Below are 23,272 nucleotides of genomic sequence, written 5' to 3'. Positions count from 1 at the left end.
ATATGACTACTTTGAAACATTCATCTTATATACATCATTTCATCTGTAATATCAGCAGCGCTTTGCACAAGTTTTGCCCCTAATTGGATTAACTTATTCGTTCCACATGATGTTTCTTCAAAAATAGAACCCGGTATGGCAAATACTTCTCTTCCTTGCTGAAGCGCCTGGTCGGCGGTAATAAAAGATCCACTTCTTTCTTTTGCTTGCACCACCAACGTGCCTCCTGTTAATCCGCTAATGATTCTGTTTCTGCGAGGGAAAAACCATTTCGTCGGCTTCATAAACGGGGCATATTCAGAAAGCAGCAAATGATGCTGCGCAATTTCTCTTGCTAAATTTTGGTTTCCTCTTGGGTAAATATTATAAAACCCTCCGCCTAAAACTGCAATCGTTTTAGCTTTTTCAGCGATAGCCAGTTCATGAGCAGCCTGGTCAATTCCTAAGGCTAGCCCACTCACAACGACAAATTCTTCATGCAGCATCGGCTTAACAATACGAGTTAAAGCTGCAGTTCCATATGAAGTAGGATTTCTTGTTCCTACAACGCTTAAGCTTGCCGGAGCGTGTAGAAGAGACAAGTTCCCCCTTGCAAATAATACCCAAGGCGGATCATAAATATGGCGCAAAAGTTCAGGATATTCATCATCTAAGATGGTGACACATTGAATATTCTCAGCGTCATATTTATCTAGAATATCTCGTATTGGAATAGTTTGCAAATCTTTTTTTATTTGATTAGCACGTTCAATCGAGAGAGTCAATAGTTTTTGAAGCTGTGATGGAGAGTACTCGTAGAGATTTTGTAATGAAGAATTCTGTTGAAGTAGCGTAAAAATTTGTTTCCAATTAACAGATGGACAATGTGCTAAATGAATTAATTTTTCCCGTAAACCAGACATTCTACAATCTCCTTTTTAAATGGACAAAATAGCCCCCGGTCAAAGGAGGCTATATGTCTTCTATTAATGAGTCTTACACTGCTCGTAAATGCCTTGTTCTTTTAACACTTTAATAAGTGTTTCTCCCATAACAGATGGTGTTTCAGCTACTTGGATACCGCACTCATTCATTGTTTTAATTTTTTCAGACGCTGTCCCTTTACCACCTGAAATAATCGCACCAGCATGGCCCATACGTTTTCCTGGAGGGGCTGTTTGACCGCCAATGAAGCCGACAACAGGTTTTGTCATATTTGCTTTTACCCATTCTGCCGCTTCTTCTTCTGCTGTACCGCCGATTTCCCCAATCATAATTACTGCATACGTATCTTCATCTTCATTAAACGATTTTAATACATCGATAAAGTTCGTGCCATTCACCGGGTCACCGCCGATACCAACAGCTGTTGATTGGCCAATTCCAGCTTCAGAAAGTTGGTGAACAGCTTCATATGTTAATGTACCAGAACGCGAAACTACACCTACATGACCTTTTTTGTGAATGTACCCTGGCATAATGCCAATTTTACATTCTTCCGGTGTAATAACACCTGGGCAGTTAGGCCCTACAAGACGCGTACGTTTTCCTTCCATATAACGCTTTACTTTTACCATATCTAATACTGGAATACCTTCTGTAATACAAATAACTAAATCTAAATCTGCGTCAACTGCTTCAATAATGGAGTCAGCTGCGAATGCTGGTGGAACATATACAACAGAAGCCGTTGCGCCTGTTTTTTCTTTCGCCTCGGCAACCGTATTAAATACCGGAACACCTTCTACTTCTAAGCCGCCTTTACCCGGCGTTACGCCACCAACAATTTTTGTTCCATATTCTAACATTTGCTGTGTGTGAAAAAGGCCAACTCCGCCTGTAATTCCTTGTACAATTACTTTTGTATCTTGATTAATAAATACGCTCATTCCTATCCCCCAGCCTTTCTATTTCACTAGTGAAACGATTTTTTGTGCGCCGTCTGCCATAGATTCAGCAGCTGTGATATTTAAGCCTGATTTTTGTAAAATTTCTTTTCCAAGTTCAACGTTTGTTCCTTCTAAGCGAACAACTAATGGAAGGCTTAATCCAACTTGTTTTGTTGCTTCAACAACACCTGTTGCAATAACATCACATTTCATAATTCCGCCGAAAATATTAACGAAAATACCTTTTACATTTTGGTCAGATAAAATAATTTTAAATGCTTCTGTTACTTTTTCAGCAGTTGCGCCGCCCCCAACATCCAGGAAGTTAGCAGGGTCGCCTCCGTAATGCTTAATAATATCCATCGTTGCCATCGCTAAACCTGCACCGTTTACCATACAACCGATATTACCGTCTAGTGAAATGTAGCTTAAGTCGTATTTAGATGCTTCAATTTCTTTAGCATCTTCCTCTTCAAGGTCACGATATTCAAGAATATCTTTTTGGCGATACAGCGCATTTGAATCAAAGTTTAACTTCGCATCCAATGCCATAACGTCTCCGTCACCTGTTACAACTAGAGGGTTAATCTCTGCAATTGAGCAGTCTTTTTCAACAAATACTGTATATAAACCTGTCATGAATTTAACTGCTTTTCCAACTAATTCTTTTGGAATATTAATATTAAATGCAAGTCTGCGAGCTTGGAATGCTTGTAAACCAATCGCAGGATCTACATATTCTTTAAAGATTTTTTCAGGCGTTTTTTCCGCCACTTCTTCAATTTCAGTTCCACCTTCTTCAGAACCCATCAATACAACTTGAGACGTTGCACGATCAAGAACTAAACCGATGTAGTATTCTTTCTTAATATCGCATCCCTCTTCAACTAACAAGCGCTTAACTTCTTTTCCTTCAGGGCCTGTTTGGTGCGTTACGAGGGTCTTTCCTAAAATATCTTGTGCATATGTACGAACTTCATCTAAGTTTTTTGCTACTTTGACACCGCCCGCTTTACCGCGTCCACCAGCATGGATTTGTGCTTTCACCACTGATACTTGTGAACCTAATTCCTTTGCTGCTTCAACTGCTTCTTCAACAGTAAAAGCTACTCGACCGTTTGGTACTGCAACCCCATATTTTCTGAGTAGTTCTTTTCCTTGATACTCATGGATATTCATTTCCCATCCTCCTAACATAATCAACCACAAAACTATACTGCACAAAATAGACTGCGCTTTCATTGTATAAAAATAATTGTCTAATTGTCTACTATTCTAGTGAAAAATATTGAAATAATAAGAAAATTGATATTTTTATGGAGATAGTACTTAACCATACCTTATGAAGTAGATGAGGCTCTGCGGACGTTAAACGTGTGGTTGATCATGTAAATCAACCTTCATAACTAAAGCAGACTGAGAGGAAAATAATTTACGAATTTTTCCCGCTGCCATATCTCCGCTTACATAGGCTATATTCTTTTTAAGCCTAGAATCCCGCATTGAAAAATGCGCTAAAAAGCAGAGATATGCTCGGGTATCATGTTCTAGTTTACTTGGTTTTTTATCGGTGCAAAAGATCGGCGGTGTTCTGGCAAAATTCCATATTGTTCGATTGCTTCTAAATGTTGTTTTGTTCCATATCCCATATGTTTTTCGAATCCGTATGCAGGATAGCGTTCACCAAGTTCTTTCATCATTCGATCTCGCGTCACTTTTGCAATAACAGAACTTGCAGCAATTGAAATGCTTGTAGCATCGCCTTTAATGATTGACTGCTGTGAAATAGGCACCGGCAGCTTCATCGCATCAATGAGCAGTTCATCAGGCTGAACTGCCAGCAGTTCAATGGCTTCAGTCATTGCCTTTTTTGTTGCTTCGTAAATATTAATAGAATCAATGACCTCTGCGTCTATAATCCCTATACCGATAGCGACAGCTTTTTTACAAATTTCTTCATAAAACGCTTCTCGCTTTGCTTCTGATAACTTCTTTGAATCCGTCAGACCAGGGAGAAAAAAATCGGGAGGCAAAATAACAGCAGCCGCTACTACCGGTCCTGCTAACGGTCCTCTTCCTACTTCGTCTACTCCGGCAATATAAGTTGCTCCTTGTCTATATAATTCATTTTCATATGCCATCATTTCATCAAACTGTTGCTTCAAGCGCTCAGCCGCTTCAAATTGCCTTTGTTTTTGAATAATAACCTGCTGCACACCTTTACGCTCATCTTGCGCATATGCCTTAAATAAAGCATCTTCCGGGCTTCTCACTTGCTTTATTTCCTCTTTTATTTCCTTAATACTCTTTTTCATTAGCTCCACCTTCTTTATATCAACATTTTCACGCGGCACTTTCACATAAAAAACGCCTCATGCTGAAAAGGCAGAGGCGTTTTTTGCTTCAGTTCGCAATGTGTTGCTTACAGCTGTTGTTCAGCTTCACTTGGATCATCAAATGTAAAGGTGCCAATTTTATCCGTTCGAATTTCTCGAAGAACAAGCTCAGCTGTTTTATCGTAATCCACCATGCCGCCACCCATTAAACAGCCGCGGCGCGACCCAATTGCATCAAAAAGCTCTACAATGTCTTCAGGGATTTCATTTAAATCATAACGCTGCTTTAATTGTTCTGGGTAATGGCTAGTTAAGAAGCGCAGCGCATAAACAGCGACATCTTGCATATTTAAAATGGTATCTTTGATAGCACCCGTTGTCGCAAGCTTATATCCAACTGTTTCATCTTCAAACTTAGGCCACAAAATACCTGGCGTATCAAGCAGCTCTAGCTCGTTTCCTACCTTAATCCACTGCTGTGCCTGCGTCACACCTGGACGATCTCCCGTCTTGGCGATTTTTTTGCTGGCAAGGCGATTAATTAGCGTTGATTTACCGACGTTAGGAATCCCTACAATCATCGCACGGATAGCGCGGGGTTTTTTAACTCCTTTTGCGCGCATGCGGTCAAACTTCTCTTGAAGAAGTTCTTTAGAAGACGAAACAATTTGTTTCATTCCTTTACCTGCTTGTGCGTCAATAGCTAAGGCATAAATACCTTGTTCTTTGTAATAATCTAACCACTGCTGAGTGACGCGCGGATCCGCTTTGTCCACTTTATTCAACAACACGATTCTGGGCTTGTTCACAATAATCTCATCAATCATTGGATTTCGCGATGATTGCGGAATGCGTGCATCAACCAGTTCGTATACAATATCAATCAATTTTAGCTTTTCAGTTACTTGTCTTCTGGCCTTGGCCATATGGCCAGGAAACCATTGAATTGTCATATTTTACTCACCTTTTATATTTTACTTTGCAAAACGCGCTTCTTTAATCGGCCAGTATACGGCACTCGTTTTACCAAGCACCTTGTCCATGCTCACAAAGCCAATCTGACGGCTGTCTTTACTGTAGCGTCGATTGTCTCCCATCACGAACAAATAGCCTTCTGGCACGGTCTTTTTACCCGTTACGTCTTCTAGTTTAAAATCTTCGGTTAAATTACCGTCAATCACTTCTTTTTTATACTGATCTAAATAGGGCTCTTTATAAGCTTTTCCATTTACATATAGCGTATCATTTCGATACTCAATATGATCACCCGGCAGTCCGATAATACGTTTTATGTAATCTTTTTCCGCTGTAGCATGAAAAACAATAATATCAAAGCGATCAGGATCACCAATCTTATAGGAGAACTTATTTACAATCATTCGATTTTGGTCATGCAGCGTAGGCATCATAGAAAGTCCATCTACTACAATCGGTGCAAACAAAAAATAGCGAATTACAACAGCTAACAGTACGGCAATGGCGATTGCTTTTATCCATTCCCACAGTTCATTTTTCTTTCGAGCCATCTTCAGTCCTCCAACTCTTATGTCATACCTTTATTTTAAACGATAATGTTTGAAACGCCTAATAAATAAATAGAATAAAAAAATGATGACTTGTACGTCTATTTTTCACTGTCAGAGAACGAATCGTTCTAAAAAAACATTTGAAAAAAGGAGCTTGTATAAACAAGCTCCCCTTTACTATTATCGAATTTCTTTAATACGCGCAGCTTTACCACGTAATTCACGTAGGTAATAAAGTTTCGCACGGCGTACTTTACCGCGGCGCATTACTTCGATTTTTGCAATTTTTGGCGTATGAAGTGGGAATGTACGCTCTACACCTACACCGTAAGAAATCTTACGTACTGTAAATGTTTCGCTGATACCACCGCCACGACGCTTAATAACAACACCTTCAAATACCTGAACACGTTCACGAGTACCCTCAACGATATTTACGTGTACACGTACAGTATCACCAGGACGGAACGTAGGAAGATCTGTTTTTAATTGTTCTTTTGTAATCTCTTCGATTAATTTTTGCATCGCGTGTTTCAACTCCTTCCAACAGACGCTCATACCAATGCTTTTCAATCATTGCAGCGGAACATCGTTATAGGTGACCAGACATCTGCCCAAGCCACAAAATCTATCTTAGCACACTCTTATACCGTATGCAACAGAGTTTATGCATAAATTTTATGGATTTATGAAAGGTTGTTTTCCTCTTTTAATTGAGCTACTAGTTTCTTTTGCTCTTCCGTTAGCTCCATCTTTTCAAGCATATCCGGTCTTCGAAGCAACGTGCGCTTTAAAGACTCTTTTTGGCGCCACTGTTCAATTTTTTTATGATTTCCTGACATAAGTACTTCAGGAACTGTTAAGCCTCTAAAATCAGCAGGACGCGTATAGTGGGGGTGCTCTAGTAAACCTGTACTGTGTGAGTCTTGCACAGCTGAATGATTATTGCCAAGGACATCAGGAAGCAGGCGAACAACGCTATCGATCACAACCATTGCACCAAGCTCTCCTCCAGTTAATACATAGTCACCAATTGAAATTTCATCAGTTACCAGCTGCTCACGAATTCGTTCATCATATCCTTCGTAATGACCGCAAATAAAAATTAAATGCTCTTCTGCTGCTAGTTCTTCTGCTTTTGCCTGTGTATAGCGTTCGCCCTGCGGACAAAGCAAAACTACCCGGGGCTTCTTAGCTGATTCAGTCAGCTTTTCTACAGCGTCAAAAATAGGCTGAGGTGTCAATACCATTCCAGCACCTCCGCCGTAAGGATAATCGTCCACATTTTGATGTTTGTTCGTAGAATATTCTCGGAAATTAACTACATTCAGTTCAACCGCATTTTTTTCCTGTGCTTTTTTCAAAATTGATTCACCAAAAACACCGTCAAACATAGAAGGAAATAGCGATAGTACATCAATTTTCATTAGTCCAATAACCCTTCCATTACTGTAATAACAATCTCTTTTTCCTCTATATCAATAGATTGTACAACGTCGTCGATGTAAGGAATAAGAACTTCTTTTCCGCCTTTTTTAACGACCCACACATCATTAGCTCCCGGCGTTAAAATTTCTTTGACCGTTCCTACCTCTACTCCGTCTTCTGTTTTTACTGTACAGCCAATAATTTCGTGGAAATAAAATTCACCGTCTTCTAAATCCGTTAGCTGCTCCTCAGGAATTTTCACTTCGCAGTTTTTGTACTGCTCAACATCATTTACGTTGTGATAGCCTTCGAATGTAAGCAGATCAAAATTTTTATGCCTGCGATGGCTTGCTACCGTTACTTCTACCGGCTCGCTTTGCTTTTCTTTGAAGATATAAAGTTTATTTCCTTTTTCATAGCGCTCATCAGCAAAATCCGTAGTTGATACAATACGAATTTCTCCTTTTACACCATGGGTATTCACAATTTTTCCAACCTTAAACCATTTCATGCTTCTTCACCTCTATCTAATCTCAACAACTTTGCTATCTTTTATAATAATTGTTTTACTTTCTTTTATCTTTTCCCAATCATCGCCGATTTTTACCTCTATTAAGGCATCCAGTTCCGTTTCAACGAGTTCGCTCCCTAAAGGAAGCTTTTCTAATTGCGTCAGCTGAAAGTTCAACACTTCAATTTTTTCAAGGCGAGCGGATTTTTCTTTTTCAAATTGACTATGTAATAAAGAAGAACCTTTATTGGCTTTTTCCATGTGCTTTAACTGAAATTTCAGCTGTTCCATTTCCTTTTCAAGCGCCTGCTTGCGGTTTATAAAACGATTTTCAAGATCTTGTTTGCTTGCTTCAGTTAACACTTGTTTCACAACCACTTTTTGAATAATGTTCAAAACGTTCCCTCCGCCCTCAAGATAGTGACCTTGTGCTTTTTACATGCATATTGAAATAGCTGCTTCTTGCTCGCAAAAGACTTACTGTGATCAAAACGTTCATCTTATCATAACATAAAAAAAGGGCGAGGTTATCCCTCTCCCTTTTTGATTACTCTTGAATTTTCACATACACTTTTTTACCTTGCTGTGATGCTGCTGCATTCACAACAGTTCGAATCGCTTTTGCAACGCGGCCTTGTTTGCCGATTACTTTGCCGACATCTTCTTGGTGAACAGTAAGGATGTAAGTCACTTGACGTTCATCTTCTTGTTCCTCCACTTTAACATCAGCTGGATAATCAACAAGCGGCTTTACAATTGTTTCGATTAGTGATGTCATCTCGAGTGAAATTATTTTCCTAATTTAGCATTATGGAATTTTTCCATGATGCCTTCGTTAGAGAAAAGGTTACGAACTGTATCAGATGGTTTAGCACCATTTTGTAACCATTTAAGAGCTAGCTCTTCATCGATTTTAACTTCAGCTGGTTGAACTACAGGATTGTAAGTTCCAACTACTTCGATGTAACGTCCATCACGTGGTGAACGAGAGTCTGCTGCTACGATACGATAGAAAGGAGATTTTTTAGCTCCCATACGTTTTAAACGAATTTTTACTGCCATTTTATAAAGCACCTCCGAATATGTTTCAACAAGATAATATAATATCAAATAGGTAAAATGTTTGTAAAGGTTTTTTTCTTAACACTAGAAAAATATTTTATTTTCTTTGGTTTTTTCAGTTCAAATCAAGCATTTTATCATGAAAAGAATGGAAGTTTCATACCCTTTTTCTTGCCTTTTGACATATTTGTCATTTGTTTCATCATTTTTTTCATGTCTTCAAATTGTTTAAGCAAACGGTTGACTTCTTGTACAGAACGTCCGCTTCCTTTTGCAATACGCTTTCTTCGACTTGAATTAATGATTTCAGGGTTTGTTTTTTCCGCTTTCGTCATCGAACGAATAATTGCTTCTACATGATTAATTTGCTTTTCATCAACCTGCAGGTTTTTGAGCCCCTTTACTTTATTGGCGCCCGGAAGCATACCAATTAGCTCATCAAGCGGTCCCATTTGACGCACCTGAGCAAGTTGATCTAAAAAGTCATCGAATGTAAATGACTGCGTGCGCAGCTTAGCTTCAAGCTCTTTTGCCTTTTCAGCATCTACATTTGCCTGAGCCTTTTCGATAAGCGTCAGCACATCACCCATACCTAAGATACGGGAAGCCATACGCTCTGGGTGGAATGCTTCAATAGCATCCATCTTTTCTCCAAGACCGACAAACTTAATTGGTGTATCAGTTACTGCACGAATAGAAAGCGCTGCACCACCGCGCGTATCGCCGTCTAGTTTCGTTAATACAACGCCAGTTAATCCTAATTGCTTATTAAAGCTATCCGCAACGTTTACTGCATCTTGACCCGTCATCGCATCGACAACAAGGAAAATTTCGTCTGGGTTAGAAAGCTCTTTGATCTGTTCTAACTCCTCCATTAGATTTTCATCAACATGCAAACGTCCCGCTGTATCAATTAATACATAATCGTGATGCTCTTCTTTCGCATGAGCAATAGCTTGTTTCGCAATCTCCACAGGACTTACTTGATCACCTAATGAAAAAACAGACATGCTAAGCTGTTTCCCTAGTGTTTCAAGCTGTTTAATAGCTGCCGGACGATAAATATCTGCTGCTACAAGCAATGGATTACGGTTATATTTTTTACGTAATAAATTGGCAAGTTTACCAGTTGTTGTTGTTTTACCTGCACCTTGAAGTCCAACCATCATAATTACAGTTGGAGCTTTTGGAGCTACTGCAATCTTGCTTTGCTCTCCGCCCATAAGTGCAGTTAATTCTTCTTGTACAACCTTAATAACTTGCTGTCCAGGCGTTAAGCTCTTAAGAACGTCTTGACCTACAGCACGTTCGCTTACGCGCTTAACAAAGTCTTTTACTACTTTAAAGTTTACATCGGCTTCTAAAAGGGCAAGTCTAACTTCACGCATCATTTCTTTAACATCAGCTTCGTTAACTTTTCCTTTTCCTTTTAACTTTTGCAGTGTGCTTTGCAAACGGTCGGCTAATCCTTCAAATGCCATATACGCCGCCCCCTAATCTAATTTCTCGAGCGAATCAAGAAGAGAAGAAAGCTTACTGTTCTTGTGTAAGTCGGCTGCAAGTTCGTCTTTCAGTTGTTGAACAATTGATTGACGCTCTTGAAACCGTTGAAATAACAATAGCTTTTCCTCATATTGTTCAAGCATTTGCTCTGTACGTTTTATATTATCATAAACTGCTTGACGACTCACATCAAATTCTTCCGCTATTTCACCGAGGGAATAATCATCCAAGTAATAAAGTGACATATAACTTCTTTGTTTGGGCGTCAACAGCGCCTGATAGAAGTCAAATAAGTAATTCATTCTTGTTGTTTTCTCGAGCATATGCACGCTCTTTTCAACCATCTGACCGCCCCCTTGTTAAGTGAAAAGCCTTTACATGTTATTAGTTTAACTAGGCGAGGTTTGAATGTCAAGTTTTTTCCTTAACACCTCACATTTTTCCACTTAAAAGAGATGGAAACATAACTAAATTACTTCAATTTAAAGACGACTAAATATGAAACCTGCGTCCACCCTACTAATAAAAAGATCCGAACGATTAATCGTTCGGATCTTCCTTCAACTAAGATACTTTTATCCCAGCCTCTTTTTAGATTACGCCTCTTTTTCTGTTTCTTCTTCTACAGCATTGGCAAATAACCCATAGATATATTGCTCCGTGTCAAACGGCTGAAGGTCGTCTACTTTTTCTCCAAGTCCAACGAATTTAACAGGAAGCTTCAGTTCGTTTCGAATGGCAAGAACAATTCCGCCTTTAGCCGTACCATCTAGTTTTGTTAACACAATTCCAGTCACGTTCGTTGCTTCTGAGAATGTTTTAGCCTGACTTAAAGCGTTTTGACCGGTCGTCGCATCAAGTACGAGAAGCACTTCATGCGGAGCACCAGGAATTTCTCGCTCAATAACACGCTTTACTTTCTCTAATTCTTTCATTAAATTCACTTTGTTTTGAAGGCGACCTGCTGTATCACATAATAAAACATCTGCTTTTCGAGCCTTGGCTGACTGAACAGCGTCATACATGACAGCGGCAGGGTCAGAGCCTGCAGATTGCTTAATAACATCAACACCAACGCGTTCTCCCCATACTTCTAACTGCTCAATCGCACCGGCACGGAACGTATCTCCTGCCGCCATTACGACTTTTTTGCCTTCTTGTTTGAATTTATGCGCAATTTTCCCAATTGTTGTTGTCTTCCCAACGCCGTTTACCCCTACAAACAAAATAACCGTTAAATCATTTTGCTGCATATTTAATTCACCAATCTGCTCTTCACCAGATTCATAAATATCAATTAATTTCTCAGAGATGACAGCCTGTACATCTTGAGGGTCCTTAATATTACGGCGTTTCACTTCCGATTTTAAGTCATCAATTAAATCCAACACGGTAGCCACGCCGACATCAGCGCTAATTAAAATTTCCTCTAATTCTTCAAAAAACTCTTCGTCTACTTGACGATAGCGAGACACTAGATCATTCACACGTTCCGAAAAAGAATTGCGTGTTTTTGATAGTCCATCTTTAAATTTTTGTGTAACAGAATCCGTTTGCATTGTAATTTTTTCTTTTAATTTCTTAAAAAAGCTCATTCGTACCACCCTTTCATTCTATGAGTTAAACATATTGCTTTGATTCTTCTAAACGAACAGAGACTAATTTCGATACGCCAGATTCTTGCATTGTCACACCGTACAGTACGTCAGCTTCTTCCATTGTACCTTTTCGGTGAGTAATAACAATGAACTGTGTTTGATTACTAAATTTGCGTAAATACGTAGCGAAGCGATGAACGTTCGCTTCATCAAGCGCCGCTTCCACTTCATCTAGCACACAAAACGGCACCGGACGTACTTTCAAAATAGAAAACAGGAGGGCAATGGCTGTTAACGAACGCTCGCCGCCTGACAGCAACCCTAGATTCTGCAGTTTTTTCCCAGGAGGCTGGGCAACAATTTCCACCCCTGTATTTAATAGATCTTTCGGATCCGTTAATTTCAAATCCGCTTTTCCTCCTCCGAATAGTGAAGAGAACACTGTACCAAATTCATTGCGGATACGAGAGAACGTATCAGAAAAACGTTTCTTCATTTCCTCGTCCATTTCTTCAATCACTTGATACAGGGTATTTTTCGCTTCGTCGAGGTCAGCTCGCTGCGTATTTAAAAATTCATAGCGTTCTGAAACGCGTTCGTATTGTTCGATAGAACCTAAGTTTACGGTTCCTAATTCATCAATTGCCAGCTTAATGAGCTTGATTTTTTTCCTTGCTTCTTGAATATCTAATGTTAAAGGATACTTTTCTTTTGCTGCTTCAAAGCTAATTTCGTACTCTTCTGTCAGCTGCTGGAGACGGCTGTCTAGCTCTACGTCAATTCGATTGATTTTGACTTCTTCATCTTTTAAAGCATCCGTAATTTGTTTGTACTGACGCTGGAGCTCTTTTACAACCCTTTCTTCGTCTTCAAGCTTATTCTGGGCTTTCAACCGCTCTGATCTGCAGTCATCCATTAATTGTAACGTTTCTGTCTTTTCTTTTATTCGCTCATGCGCCGCTTCTTCGAGCTGAAGTTCACCCGAGTCGTTGCTCGTGATTTCACTCGTTAAAAGAGAAAGATCATCTGTAGCTTCAGACAAACGCTGAATGGTTTGATCAAGCTCAAAGCACACTCTTTCGTATTTTTCTTGCTGATTTGTGAGGAACTGTTCTTTTTTCGCAAGAAGCACTTTTACTTCTGTAAGCTCATGTTGAACCGTTTCTTTAGACGTTTGCTGTGTATGCTTGCGTGCAGCTAACTCTTCAATGTTTTTCTCTAATACATTTGCCTGCTGCTGATTTCCCTGCAAACTCGTATGCAGCTCATCAATTCGAGCGGACAAGCTTGTTTGATCTTGTCTAAAGCTAGCAATATCATGATCATACATGGTTAAGCGGTCATTCACTGCTTTTTCTTCGATGTCAATTTGCTTTACTTCTCGGTCAGATTCCTGCTCTTTGTCTTTCAAGCGTTCCACAAATGCCTGCTGTTTATTAATTTCCTGTTGAAGCTCTTCAATCTGTGACTTTTTATCTTTCACATCTTGCTCGAGCACAAGCGTCTTTTGTTCCATCTCTTCTATTTTTGCCGTAATGGCTTCCACTTCACGCTGACGGCCTAACAAAGAGTTGGACTTTTGCTTCATTGAACCGCCTGTCATCGAACCACCGGGGTTGACCACATCCCCTTTAACGGTCACAAAACGATAGCGATGCTGCACAAGACGGGCAAGTTCATTCGCGCCTTTTAAATCATTGACAACAATAACGGTTCCAAGCAAATTTTTAATAACTCGGTCGTAAGTAGCTTCGTATTTAACAAGAGATGAAGCGATTCCTACATACGCTTCGTGACTCTCTAGCATAGAAATAGTTTGAGCCGGAACATAACGGTCTTTTACAGACGTCAGTGGTAAAAATGTAGCTCTTCCGTAACCGTTTTGTTTCAAAAAGCCAATTGCCTGACGGGCACTTTGTTCGTCTTGAACGACAATGTGCTGAGCTGCTCCTCCAAGCGCAATTTCAAGCGCTGTTTCATACTCTTTTGGGACATTAATTAGCTCAGCAATGGCACCTTTAATACCTGCAAGCTTCCCATCACGCGCTTTTAATACTTCTTTTACACCGTGAAAATAACCTTCATAGTCTTCTTGCATCTCTTCAAGCATTTCTTTTCGTGATTTTGTCTGTTGCACGTACTGATAAGCTTGATAAAGCGTAGACTCTTGTTTACGATAGGCTTGCCTTAATGACTCAAGCTTCTCTCCTTGCTGCTTATACACTTGTACAGCCTGCTGAAGCTCTTGACGAAACTGAGCGAGCCTTTTGATCGCCGCTTCTTTTCGCTGCGTTAATTCACGGCGCTGTTGGACGTATTGCTCGTTGGATTTTGTTAAGCGCTGCTCTTTTTCAAACGTTTGCATTTTTTGCTGCTCTAAAAATGAAATTTCATTTCGAGCGGATGTTTGAGCGTTCGCTAATTCAAAATATTCGCTTTTCATCTGTTCAAGTTTTTCTTCTAGATTCTCACTGTACTGCCTGAACAACTGTTCCTGCTCAGTAAGCTTCAGACGTATCTCTTGCACTTCTTTTTGAGATTGCTCAAGATCTTTTCCTTCGCTGTCTTTTGCTTTACTTAACTCTTGATGCTTATGAGTATACTCTTTTACTAAACGTTCCAGCTGCTCTTTATTTTGAAAAGCATTTTTCTTACGCTCTTTTAATACTTCTTTTTTGCCTTCTAGCTTTTCTACTTCTTCACTTACATATAGTAGTTTTTTATGTAAAGAGTCTAGCTGTTCATCAATTTGCTGAATATGCGAACGAAGGGTCTGGATTTCTCCTTCACGCGTGCGAATATTCGTCGCGAGAGATTCTTCAAGCTGCTCGTGCTGAGCCATTTCAGCTTTTAATTTTTCCCATTTCTGATGAAGATCTTCAACTTCAAATACCGTAACAGCCACATCAATGTGCTCTAATTCTTCTTTTTTCTGCAAATAATCTTTTGCAATAGACGATTGAATCTGTAAAGGCTCTAACTGACCTTCAATTTCATGAAGAATATCTACTACTCGATTTAAATTTTCTTGCGTTTCGAGAAGCCGAAGCTCCGCTTTTCGTTTACGCGTTTTGTATTTTAATACACCTGCTGCTTCTTCAAAAATTTTACGGCGCTCGTCAGATTTACTGCTTAGTACTTCTTCTACTTTTCCTTGACTGATAATCGAAAAAGCTTCTCTTCCAAGTCCTGAGTCCATAAATAAATCGACAATATCTTTTAAACGGCACGGCTGGTTGTTAATAAAAAATTCACTGTCTCCTGAGCGGTACACGCGCCTTGTGATACTAACTTCATGATAATCAAGCGGGAGAAACTGGTCATCATTTTCCAAAGTCAGCGTTACGTCAGCCACGTTTACCGCACGGCGTGATTCGCTTCCTGCAAAAATAATGTCCTCCATTTTCCCTCCACGAAGCGATTTGGCTGACTGTTCTCCAAGCACCCAGCGTATAGCATCCGTAATGTTGCTTTTTCCGCTCCCATTCGGTCCTACTACCGCCGTTACACCTGGCACAAAATCTATCGATACTTTTTCTGCAAACGATTTGAACCCTGCAATATCTAATCGTTTGAGGAACATAGAAATCCCCCCTCACACATGTAATCTTTTCATAGCAAATCCCCCTTTATAACGAATGCGTTAAGAGGGGGATCATTTTATTTCGTTTGACTTGCTCTAATTTTCGTAATAGCTACTTGAGCTGCTTTTTGCTCTGCTTCTTTTTTCGAACGGCCTACACCAACGCCGAGCTCTTCACCATTTAACGATACGCGAGATAAGAATTCGCGATTATGCGCTGGACCTTTTTCTTGCAAAACTTTGTATTCTAATTGTCCAACTCCATCACGTTGAATCACTTCTTGAAGCTGGCTTTTGAAATCCATCACATGAGAAAAAGCACCTTCATTAATTTTTGGAAAGACAACTTTTTTTAGAATTGTTACTACCGTATCAAGCCCTTGGTCTAAATAAAGAGCTCCGATAAATGCTTCAAACACATCGGCCAGTAAAGCCGGTCTAGATCGGCCGCCCGTCATCTCTTCACCTTTTCCAAGTAACACTAGTTTACCAAAATCCATTTCATTTGCAAAAGTAACAAGCGACGGTTCACACACAACTGCTGCACGAAGCTTCGTTAACTCACCTTCACTCATCGTTGGATACTTTTTAAATAAAAATTGTGATACGGTTAGCTCTAATACGGCATCTCCTAAAAACTCAAGACGCTCGTTGTCTTCATACGGTCTTCTGCGATGCTCATTCACATAGGATGAATGTGTAAATGCTTGAAAAAGAAGCGCTTCATTTGTAAACTGAATACCAATTTCCTTTTGAAACTCGGCAAAATTTTGCTTGAATTTCACGTTCATCTTTCGATCTCGATTTGAATATTGTTTAGGCATAAAATACCTCCGCTTACCTGCTTCAATTGTTTCGTAGTTTTTCCCTACCATCTCTCATTATAAAACGAGGTATCCTAAAAGATACACTACCTTTTCAAAAAAAAGAGGTCTTTTTTTGAAATTCTTAAAAAGAAGAGAAAGCCCCGCTGTTTAACGGGGCTTTTCATACATATACTACAGATTAAATTTGGCTCTGTATGTAATTAACTGCATCTCCTACAGTTGAAATTTTTTCAGCTTCTTCGTCAGAAATTTCAATATCGAATTCCTCTTCAAGCTCCATTACAAATTCAACTACGTCTAGAGAGTCAGCACCTAAGTCTTCTTTGAAACTAGATTCTAGTTTCACTTCACTTTTGTCTACACCAAGACGATCAACAATGATTGTTGTTACGCGTTCTAGTACCTCTGCCATTGTTCTTCACCTCCCCTCAAGTCATTATAGATGATTTCCATCTAAAATACTATGGTTGAATAATAAAGTTTATCGGTCGCCTAGTAAACGTCCCTTTGTACTTTATCACCAAATTGCACTTTTCGTAAAGTGCCTTTTTTACATCACCATTCCGCCGTCAACGTGAATCGTTTGACCCGTAATATAACGGCTTGCATCTGATGCTAAAAACGCAACTGCGTTCGCAACATCCTCAGGCTGGCCAAAGCTTGCAAGAGGAATTTGCTTTAACATTTCCGCCTGAACTTCTTCATTCAATTTATCCGTCATGTCTGTTGCAATGAAACCTGGAGCAACTGCATTCACTGTAATATTGCGGCTTGCTAATTCTTTGGCAGTTGTTTTTGTTAAACCAATCACGCCTGATTTTGCTGCTACATAATTTGCTTGTCCAGCATTACCGCTGACGCCGACAATTGATGAAATGTTAATGATGCGTCCTGCGCGCTGCTTCATCATTTGACGAGTAACCGCTTTTGTACACAAAAACACGCCTTTTAAGTTTGTATTAATAACATCATCCCATTCGTCTTCTTTCATACGCATAAGAAGATTATCACGTGTGATGCCCGCATTGTTTACTAAAATATCTACTGAACCAAATGTAGAAATCGCTTCTTTTATCATTGCTTGTACAGAATCACTTTCTGCCACATTTGCTTGTACAGCAATTGCATCCGTTCCTAGTCCTTTAATTTCATCCACAACTTCAAGAGCTTTCGCTTCGCTTCCAGAATAGTTTACAACTACTTTAGCACCAAGCTTTCCCAGCTCAATTGCAACGGCACGACCAATTCCGCGAGAAGCGCCTGTTACAACTGCAACTTTCCCTTGTAACATTTTATTCTCCCCCTTTTAGTGCGTCAATCGTTGATTTTAATGATGTAAGATCATTAACAGCGTAAACAGCCGCACGGCGATTTACTTTTTTCACAAGACCTGATAATACTTTTCCTGGTCCAATTTCAACAAATGTATCTACACCTTCTGCAAGAAGTGTCTCAACTGTTTCTTCCCATCTCACTGGAGAATACAGTTGTTCCACTAGCTTGTTTTGAATATCTTGACTGTCAGTAACCGGCTTTGCTGTTACGTTTGCTACGACTGGAACTTTCGCATCGCTAAAGCCCACTGTTTCTAGCGTATCACGTAATTTTTCAGCAGCTGGCTTCATTAAACTAGAGTGAAACGGACCGCTTACCACTAGAGGAATCACGCGTTTTGCACCTTTTTCTTTGGCAAGAGCTCCTGCTTTTTCTACGCCATTTACCGTACCTGAAATAACAATTTGACCCGGACAGTTAATATTTGCAAGCTGAACAGCGTCGCCTTCGTTTGAAATTTGAGCGGTAACGGCTTCTAGATCTTCCGCAGACATGCCAAGCACTGCTGCCATTGTACCTTGACCTGCTGGTACAGCTTCGTCCATATAGCGACCTCTTTTGTGAACAGCCACAACAGCATCTTTAAACGATAAAACCTCAGCAGCCACAAGCGCACTGTATTCTCCTAGACTGTGACCCGCAACAAAATCGGGTGTAATTCCGCTCGTTTTAAACGCTTCAAGCAGCATTGTACTCGTTGTTAAAAGAGCAGGTTGAGCGTGATAAGTTAAAGTCAATTCTTCTTGAGGCCCTTCAAAAATAATGTTTGAAAGACTGAACCCTAAAGCTTCGTCAGCTGTATGAATCAGCTTTTTTGCTTCCTCTGTTTCATCATATAAATCTTTTCCCATACCAACAGTTTGTGACCCTTGGCCTGGAAAGATAAAAGCAATTTTCCCCATTTCTTATCTCTCCTTTTCTTCATTAGCAGTTTGTTCGATTGCTTTTTGAATAGTGGAAGACACATTGTTTTCCACCATATTCACAGCTTGCTTAATCGCGCTAAATACTGCATTCGCATCCGACGAACCGTGCGCTTTGATAACAGGCGCATGCAATCCAAACAGCCCTGCTCCTCCATATTCACTGTAATCCATTTTCGCTTTTAAACCCTGCAGCTGAGGCTTGAGTACCGCTGCGGCTAACTTGCTTTTTAACGTGCTCATTAATTCTTGTTTAATCATTGAAAACAAGGAAAGCGCCGTTCCCTCAATGCTCTTAAGAGTCATATTTCCTGTAAAACCATCTGTTACAACCACATCGGCTACGCCGTTTAGCAAATCACGAGATTCCACGTTGCCTACAAAATTGAGATCAGCGTTTTTTAGTAGCTGAAAAGCTTGTTTGGTTAAGTCATTTCCTTTTTTATCTTCAGTTCCAATGTTCAACAGTCCCACTCTAGGAGCTTGAATGCCGCGTACTTTTTCGGCATACACCGACCCCATCACAGCGTACTGGAGCAAATGTTCAGGCTTGGCATCAACGTTTGCACCAACGTCTAGCATTAAAAAGCCTTTTCCATCTAGTGTCGGAAGCGTCGGAGCAAGTGCTGGACGTTCAATGCCTTTGATGCGACCTACAATAAAAAGTCCCGCTGTCATTAACGCACCTGTGTTTCCTGCTGAAATACAAGCATCAGCACGACCTTCGGCTACTTCATTTGCCATTAATACCATAGATGCTTGTTTTTTACGGCGCACAGCTCGCACTGGCTCATCAGTTGCATCAATGGTTTCTTCTGTATGAATAATTGAAATACGATCTGAATTTGTTAAATGCTTTTTTATTTCTGATTCGTTTCCAATTAACGTAATATGTAATTCTTTAAATTGAGCAGTAGCTTTTTCTACACCTTCAATAATGGCTTTCGGTGCATGATCTCCGCCCATTGCATCAATAGCTAGTTTCATGTTGGGTCTCATCCTTTTTATTATTTATCCTTTGTAGAACGATACATTTTAAAAGTGCCAGAGAACACTTGCTCTTGCCCTACATAGCTGTTTACCTCAACGGTGGTTCGCACTTCACTAGTTGACAGAACTTTCGCTTTTGCTATCACTCGCTCATGAAGCTTCACAGGGCGATGATAACGGATCGACGCATCTGCTGTGAGCGCTAGTTCGTTGTTAATAACAGCGACAGCTAACGAATTAGCTTGCGCAAAAAGGTGGTGACCACGAGCAATTTGATTACGCTGAAACACATGCTCTGTTTTCACATCAAAAATAGATATCGCTGATTGATCTAGTTCAATGTCGATAACTTCTCCAATTACTTCTTCAATCGGAAGCGAACGCACTTCCTCGTCTAGTTGTTTTGAAGCTACATGCTTAATACGTTCTCGCAGTTCAGGAATCGACAACTCTAGGCGGTCTAATCGAATTGTTTGAACGCTCACTGAAAAACGGTCTGCTAGTTCTTCATCCGTAATAAATGGGTTTTCTTCAATTGTCGTTTTTAATAGCTGCTGTCTTTCTTTTTTACTGCGCTTCATTGTCCACCATCCGAACTTTTAATACTAGGTACTAATAGCAGTATATAATCATTGCCTTCTAATTGCAACATTTTTCACATGCTGTATTCTGTGCATCACACTATGGATATTCATGACTATTAACAGCCGCTAAAAGTATCTACATACATGAAACCGACGTTCACCCTACCAATGAAAAAATCCGAACGAGTTGGATTCTTCATCAAGAATCTCGATTCATCGTTCGGATTTCCCTTCAACTAAACTACTTTCAGCCTCTTTTACTAATCAAATTTTTCTCCAGTTAATACGCCCGTTGCTTCTAATTGTATTCTCAGCAGTGCAAACTGATCTTCTGTCCAAAAGCTGTCGGAATTTACAAGCTTAGCAGCATCTTCTCGAGCTACTTCAAGCGCACGGTAATCGTGCACCATGTCTGCTACTTTAAACTCAGGCATCCCGCTTTGCTTTCTACCAAAGAAATCACCAGGCCCACGAAGCTCTAGGTCTCTTTCTGATAATACAAATCCATCGTTTGTTTCCGTCATGATGGTCATTCGTTCTTTTCCAACTTCTGATTTGGGATCCGCGAGCAGAATACAATACGACTGTGCATCTCCTCGTCCTACGCGTCCTCTTAGCTGATGAAGCTGAGATAACCCAAAGCGCTCTGCATCATAAATGACCATCACGGTTGCATTCGGAACGTTCACTCCTACTTCTACAACCGTTGTGGATACTAAAATCTGCACGTCATTTACGCTAAACTGTTTCATCACTTCTTCTTTTTCATCAGGTGACAATCTTCCGTGCATGAGACCAACGCTTGCTTTTCCATTAAAATAGTGAGTGAGTGTTGCATGCACATCAATTGCATTTTGAACATCCAGCTTGTCCGATTCTTCAATCAATGGACAAATAACATAAGCTTGTCTGCCATCGTGTATTTCTTTTTCAACGAAATGTAAAATACGTTCAAGCATATCATGTTTTACCCAGTACGTTTCAATAGCCTTACGTCCTGCTGGCATTTCATCAATAATGGACACATCCATTTCTCCAAACACCGTAATAGCAAGGGTTCTTGGAATAGGAGTCGCCGTCATAAACAGTACATCCGGACTTTCTCCTTTTTCACGTAAAACCCGGCGCTGTCCAACTCCAAAGCGGTGCTGTTCATCCGTAATGACGAGCCCTAAACTATTATATATAACTTCGTCTTGAATTAAGGCATGTGTACCTACTAATACATGAACATCTCCGTCTCTCACTCGCTGAAGCAGCTCTCTTCTTGCTTTTCCTTTAACAGACCCTGTTAGCAAGCCTACGCTGATGCCTACCTTTTCAAGCATCGCAGTTAATGACTCTGCATGCTGTTCAGCTAAAATTTCAGTCGGTACCATTAAAGCACCTTGATGTCCCGCTAAAACAGTGGCGTATAAAGCAACCGCTGCTACGACTGTTTTACCTGACCCTACATCACCTTGCAGCAAGCGATTCATGCGATAAGGCGATTTCATATCGTGCGTAATTTCGTTTACTACACGTTTTTGAGCGCTTGTTAACGGAAACGGCAGCAAGTTCGTGAAGTTTACCAGATCAGTTGAATCAAATGCTTGCTTCATTCCAGGCGTTTCTTCTCTTTCGCGCTTTCTCAGCGCCTGCATTTTTAATTGAAAAAGTAGAAATTCTTCATAGACAAATCGACGTCTCGCTTGTTTTAAATCTTCATGATCACGAGGTAAGTGAATACTTCTAACCGCTTCTTCACGCGTTACTAGTTTGTACCTAGAACGAATAGAGGCCGGGAGCATATCCTGAATGCTGCTGCCATAATTCTTCAACGCAAGAGAGACGAACTTCCGCATTCCTTTGACCGTTAAGCTGCCTTTAACTGAGTAAACAGGCTCAATCGTTTGATTTTTAACAAACGGAGAAAATTGAAGCTCCTGCAAGTTAATCGTTTGCCGATGCTGATCCCATTTCCCTGTAACCGTAACAGTTTGATCGATTTCTAACTTTGATTTATAGTAAGGGCGATTAAAACAAGTAACCGTAATCAAATAGCGGTTTACTAGCAGCCGAAACGTAAGGCGCGAACGTTTTTTGCCGTAATACGTAAGCGAGGGGACGCTGTGAACCTTTCCTTCTACGGTGACCTTTTCGTCGTGCTTTGCTTCAGCCAAATCTTTTAACTCATAATCTTCATAGCGGTATGGGAAATGTTCTAACAAGTCATGCACACTGTGAATATGCATATCCTCTAATGCTTGTGCTGTTTCATCTCCAATACCTTTAATGGTTTTAATTGAAATAGTTGTTAGTTCATTCACTTTTATTTAATGCAATACCAAAGATCTTCGCTTCAAGCTCGCGACCTGTTGGTGTTGCCGCTAAGCCTCCTTGTGCAGTTTCTCGTAATGCAACCGGCATTGTTTGACCAATTTTATACATAGCATCAATGACTTCATCACATGGAATACGACTTGTAATGCCTGCTAAGGCCATATCTGCTGCAATCATTGCATTCGCCGCTCCCATTGCGTTTCGTTTCACACATGGAACTTCTACTAGCCCCGCTACTGGGTCACATACTAATCCTAGCATATTTTTGAGAGTAATTGCCATTGCTTCAGCTGCCTGACTAGGTGTACCTCCTGCCATTTCAACGATCGCTGCAGCTGCCATACCTGAAGCTGAACCAACTTCTGCTTGACATCCGCCTGCTGCTCCTGAAATAGACGCATTATTGGCTACAACAAACCCAAAAGCACCTGATGTAAATAAAAATTCAATCATTTCTTTACGAGTGGGATTTAGCTTATGTTGCACTGCAAACAGCGTTCCTGGCACTACCCCTGCAGATCCAGCAGTAGGCGTTGCACAGATTGTACCCATTGCCGCATTTACTTCGTTTGTCGCTACAGCTTTGCTAACTGCATCTAAAATTAAATTTCCAGATAAAGATTTTCCGCTTTGAATATAGTTTTGAAGCAGCACTGCATCCCCGCCTGTTAAACCTGTAACAGACTGTACCCCTTTTAAACCGCGTTCAACCGCTTCTTCCATAACCGTTAAGTTCCGGTCCATTTTTTCCATGATTTCTTCACGAGTAACTCCCGTGATATCTATTTCCTGTTGAATCATAATCTCTGCAATTTTCACATTTTGACTTTCTGCTAATTCTACTAGTTCTGCTACATTTCGAAACATAGTAACCTC

The 23,272-nt window shown here is 40.2% G+C and carries 24 protein-coding genes; all 24 read right to left on the bottom strand.

Annotated elements, in window-relative coordinates; translation table 11 throughout:
• Positions 1–20: 20 nt before the first annotated feature.
• The 24 genes from dprA to sdaAA all read right to left on the bottom strand — a co-directional run bounded on the left by dprA (position 21) and on the right by sdaAA (position 23,263).
• Entirely contained in the window at positions 21–902 is an 882-nt protein-coding gene (gene dprA / locus ACH6EI_RS03515) for a DNA-processing protein DprA (RefSeq protein ID WP_028411438.1), read from the bottom strand.
• A gap of 63 nt (positions 903–965) precedes the next feature.
• Positions 966–1,868 (bottom strand): succinate--CoA ligase subunit alpha, encoded by a 903-nt coding sequence (gene sucD / locus ACH6EI_RS03510; protein ID WP_028411439.1) that lies wholly within the window; start codon positions 1,866–1,868, stop codon positions 966–968.
• Positions 1,869–1,886: 18 nt separating this feature from the next.
• A complete protein-coding gene (gene sucC, locus ACH6EI_RS03505; protein WP_013058890.1) occupies positions 1,887–3,047 on the bottom strand; it encodes an ADP-forming succinate--CoA ligase subunit beta in 1,161 nt (386 codons plus the stop codon).
• Positions 3,048–3,415: 368 nt separating this feature from the next.
• Positions 3,416–4,183 carry a ribonuclease HII gene (locus tag ACH6EI_RS03500; RefSeq protein ID WP_028411440.1) on the bottom strand — a complete coding sequence of 256 codons (768 nt, stop codon included), beginning with the start codon at positions 4,181–4,183 and terminating at the stop codon, positions 3,416–3,418.
• Positions 4,184–4,290: 107 nt separating this feature from the next.
• Positions 4,291–5,157 carry a ribosome biogenesis GTPase YlqF gene (gene ylqF, locus ACH6EI_RS03495; protein WP_025750333.1) on the bottom strand — a complete coding sequence of 289 codons (867 nt, stop codon included), beginning with the start codon at positions 5,155–5,157 and terminating at the stop codon, positions 4,291–4,293.
• 21 nt (positions 5,158–5,178) lie between these two features.
• On the bottom strand, positions 5,179–5,730 hold the full coding sequence (gene lepB, locus ACH6EI_RS03490) for a signal peptidase I (RefSeq protein ID WP_013058893.1): 552 nt from the start codon (positions 5,728–5,730) through the stop codon (positions 5,179–5,181).
• A gap of 180 nt (positions 5,731–5,910) precedes the next feature.
• On the bottom strand, positions 5,911–6,255 hold the full coding sequence (gene rplS, locus ACH6EI_RS03485; protein WP_013084808.1) for a 50S ribosomal protein L19: 345 nt from the start codon (positions 6,253–6,255) through the stop codon (positions 5,911–5,913).
• Between the two features lie 161 nt (positions 6,256–6,416).
• Positions 6,417–7,157, bottom strand: a complete 741-nt coding sequence (gene trmD / locus ACH6EI_RS03480; protein ID WP_028411441.1) for a tRNA (guanosine(37)-N1)-methyltransferase TrmD — start codon at positions 7,155–7,157, stop codon at positions 6,417–6,419.
• Positions 7,157–7,669: a ribosome maturation factor RimM gene (gene rimM, locus ACH6EI_RS03475; RefSeq protein ID WP_028411442.1), complete on the bottom strand. Its 513-nt coding sequence runs from the start codon at positions 7,667–7,669 to the stop codon at positions 7,157–7,159. Before rimM ends, trmD begins: the two co-directional genes overlap by 1 nt.
• A gap of 12 nt (positions 7,670–7,681) precedes the next feature.
• Positions 7,682–8,065 (bottom strand): YlqD family protein, encoded by a 384-nt coding sequence (locus ACH6EI_RS03470; protein ID WP_098999584.1) that lies wholly within the window; start codon positions 8,063–8,065, stop codon positions 7,682–7,684.
• Positions 8,066–8,216: 151 nt separating this feature from the next.
• Positions 8,217–8,447 carry a KH domain-containing protein gene (locus ACH6EI_RS03465; protein WP_013058898.1) on the bottom strand — a complete coding sequence of 77 codons (231 nt, stop codon included), beginning with the start codon at positions 8,445–8,447 and terminating at the stop codon, positions 8,217–8,219.
• An 11-nt stretch (positions 8,448–8,458) separates the two neighbouring features.
• A complete protein-coding gene (rpsP, locus tag ACH6EI_RS03460) occupies positions 8,459–8,731 on the bottom strand; it encodes a 30S ribosomal protein S16 (RefSeq protein ID WP_013058899.1) in 273 nt (90 codons plus the stop codon).
• Between the two features lie 137 nt (positions 8,732–8,868).
• On the bottom strand, positions 8,869–10,212 hold the full coding sequence (gene ffh, locus ACH6EI_RS03455; RefSeq protein WP_028411443.1) for a signal recognition particle protein: 1,344 nt from the start codon (positions 10,210–10,212) through the stop codon (positions 8,869–8,871).
• Between the two features lie 12 nt (positions 10,213–10,224).
• On the bottom strand, positions 10,225–10,557 hold the full coding sequence (locus tag ACH6EI_RS03450) for a putative DNA-binding protein (protein ID WP_025750337.1): 333 nt from the start codon (positions 10,555–10,557) through the stop codon (positions 10,225–10,227).
• A 273-nt stretch (positions 10,558–10,830) separates the two neighbouring features.
• Positions 10,831–11,829, bottom strand: a complete 999-nt coding sequence (ftsY, locus tag ACH6EI_RS03445; RefSeq protein WP_013058902.1) for a signal recognition particle-docking protein FtsY — start codon at positions 11,827–11,829, stop codon at positions 10,831–10,833.
• 25 nt (positions 11,830–11,854) lie between these two features.
• Positions 11,855–15,415, bottom strand: coding sequence for a chromosome segregation protein SMC (gene smc, locus ACH6EI_RS03440; RefSeq protein ID WP_028411444.1), 3,561 nt, complete (start codon positions 15,413–15,415; stop codon positions 11,855–11,857).
• A gap of 77 nt (positions 15,416–15,492) precedes the next feature.
• Positions 15,493–16,239, bottom strand: a complete 747-nt coding sequence (gene rnc / locus ACH6EI_RS03435; protein ID WP_013058904.1) for a ribonuclease III — start codon at positions 16,237–16,239, stop codon at positions 15,493–15,495.
• A gap of 181 nt (positions 16,240–16,420) precedes the next feature.
• Positions 16,421–16,654 (bottom strand): acyl carrier protein, encoded by a 234-nt coding sequence (gene acpP, locus ACH6EI_RS03430; RefSeq protein WP_013058905.1) that lies wholly within the window; start codon positions 16,652–16,654, stop codon positions 16,421–16,423.
• A gap of 138 nt (positions 16,655–16,792) precedes the next feature.
• A complete protein-coding gene (gene fabG, locus ACH6EI_RS03425; RefSeq protein WP_013058906.1) occupies positions 16,793–17,533 on the bottom strand; it encodes a 3-oxoacyl-[acyl-carrier-protein] reductase in 741 nt (246 codons plus the stop codon).
• Between the two features lies 1 nt (position 17,534).
• Positions 17,535–18,479 carry an ACP S-malonyltransferase gene (gene fabD / locus ACH6EI_RS03420; protein ID WP_098999582.1) on the bottom strand — a complete coding sequence of 315 codons (945 nt, stop codon included), beginning with the start codon at positions 18,477–18,479 and terminating at the stop codon, positions 17,535–17,537.
• Positions 18,480–18,482: 3 nt separating this feature from the next.
• Positions 18,483–19,487 (bottom strand): phosphate acyltransferase PlsX, encoded by a 1,005-nt coding sequence (gene plsX, locus ACH6EI_RS03415; protein ID WP_028411446.1) that lies wholly within the window; start codon positions 19,485–19,487, stop codon positions 18,483–18,485.
• 20 nt (positions 19,488–19,507) lie between these two features.
• Positions 19,508–20,071 carry a transcription factor FapR gene (fapR, locus tag ACH6EI_RS03410; RefSeq protein ID WP_013058909.1) on the bottom strand — a complete coding sequence of 188 codons (564 nt, stop codon included), beginning with the start codon at positions 20,069–20,071 and terminating at the stop codon, positions 19,508–19,510.
• Positions 20,072–20,334: 263 nt separating this feature from the next.
• Complete coding sequence (gene recG, locus ACH6EI_RS03405; protein WP_028411447.1) at positions 20,335–22,383, bottom strand: ATP-dependent DNA helicase RecG; 2,049 nt, start codon at positions 22,381–22,383, stop codon at positions 20,335–20,337.
• The gene (gene sdaAA, locus ACH6EI_RS03400) at positions 22,376–23,263 is read right to left on the bottom strand and encodes an L-serine ammonia-lyase, iron-sulfur-dependent, subunit alpha (RefSeq protein WP_013084817.1); all 888 of its coding nucleotides are present in this window, start codon (positions 23,261–23,263) and stop codon (positions 22,376–22,378) included. The genes recG and sdaAA overlap by 8 nt, the downstream gene beginning before the upstream one ends.
• Positions 23,264–23,272: the final 9 nt, after the last annotated feature.

Origin of the sequence: Priestia sp. JSM ZJ58, from assembly GCF_044383985.1 — a bacterium.
GTDB classification, from domain to species: domain Bacteria; phylum Bacillota; class Bacilli; order Bacillales; family Bacillaceae_H; genus Priestia; species Priestia zanthoxyli.
This window is presented reverse-complemented; position numbering and strand designations above follow the sequence as displayed.

Coding starts and splice junctions, on each gene's coding strand:
- ylqF (WP_025750333.1), bottom strand. CDS start 5,157: ATGACAATTCAATGGTTTCCTGGCCATATGGCCAAGGCCAGAAGACAA.
- sucD (WP_028411439.1), bottom strand. CDS start 1,868: ATGAGCGTATTTATTAATCAAGATACAAAAGTAATTGTACAAGGAATT.
- smc (WP_028411444.1), bottom strand. CDS start 15,415: ATGTTCCTCAAACGATTAGATATTGCAGGGTTCAAATCGTTTGCAGAA.
- fapR (WP_013058909.1), bottom strand. CDS start 20,071: ATGAAGCGCAGTAAAAAAGAAAGACAGCAGCTATTAAAAACGACAATT.
- trmD (WP_028411441.1), bottom strand. CDS start 7,157: ATGAAAATTGATGTACTATCGCTATTTCCTTCTATGTTTGACGGTGTT.
- dprA (WP_028411438.1), bottom strand. CDS start 902: ATGTCTGGTTTACGGGAAAAATTAATTCATTTAGCACATTGTCCATCT.
- ffh (WP_028411443.1), bottom strand. CDS start 10,212: ATGGCATTTGAAGGATTAGCCGACCGTTTGCAAAGCACACTGCAAAAG.
- ACH6EI_RS03450 (WP_025750337.1), bottom strand. CDS start 10,557: ATGCTCGAGAAAACAACAAGAATGAATTACTTATTTGACTTCTATCAG.
- ACH6EI_RS03465 (WP_013058898.1), bottom strand. CDS start 8,447: ATGACATCACTAATCGAAACAATTGTAAAGCCGCTTGTTGATTATCCA.
- acpP (WP_013058905.1), bottom strand. CDS start 16,654: ATGGCAGAGGTACTAGAACGCGTAACAACAATCATTGTTGATCGTCTT.
- rimM (WP_028411442.1), bottom strand. CDS start 7,669: ATGAAATGGTTTAAGGTTGGAAAAATTGTGAATACCCATGGTGTAAAA.
- fabG (WP_013058906.1), bottom strand. CDS start 17,533: ATGTTACAAGGGAAAGTTGCAGTTGTAACAGGCGCTTCTCGCGGAATT.
- rplS (WP_013084808.1), bottom strand. CDS start 6,255: ATGCAAAAATTAATCGAAGAGATTACAAAAGAACAATTAAAAACAGAT.
- sucC (WP_013058890.1), bottom strand. CDS start 3,047: ATGAATATCCATGAGTATCAAGGAAAAGAACTACTCAGAAAATATGGG.
- rpsP (WP_013058899.1), bottom strand. CDS start 8,731: ATGGCAGTAAAAATTCGTTTAAAACGTATGGGAGCTAAAAAATCTCCT.
- ftsY (WP_013058902.1), bottom strand. CDS start 11,829: ATGAGCTTTTTTAAGAAATTAAAAGAAAAAATTACAATGCAAACGGAT.
- lepB (WP_013058893.1), bottom strand. CDS start 5,730: ATGGCTCGAAAGAAAAATGAACTGTGGGAATGGATAAAAGCAATCGCC.
- rnc (WP_013058904.1), bottom strand. CDS start 16,239: ATGCCTAAACAATATTCAAATCGAGATCGAAAGATGAACGTGAAATTC.
- sdaAA (WP_013084817.1), bottom strand. CDS start 23,263: ATGTTTCGAAATGTAGCAGAACTAGTAGAATTAGCAGAAAGTCAAAAT.
- fabD (WP_098999582.1), bottom strand. CDS start 18,479: ATGGGGAAAATTGCTTTTATCTTTCCAGGCCAAGGGTCACAAACTGTT.
- plsX (WP_028411446.1), bottom strand. CDS start 19,487: ATGAAACTAGCTATTGATGCAATGGGCGGAGATCATGCACCGAAAGCC.
- ACH6EI_RS03500 (WP_028411440.1), bottom strand. CDS start 4,183: ATGAAAAAGAGTATTAAGGAAATAAAAGAGGAAATAAAGCAAGTGAGA.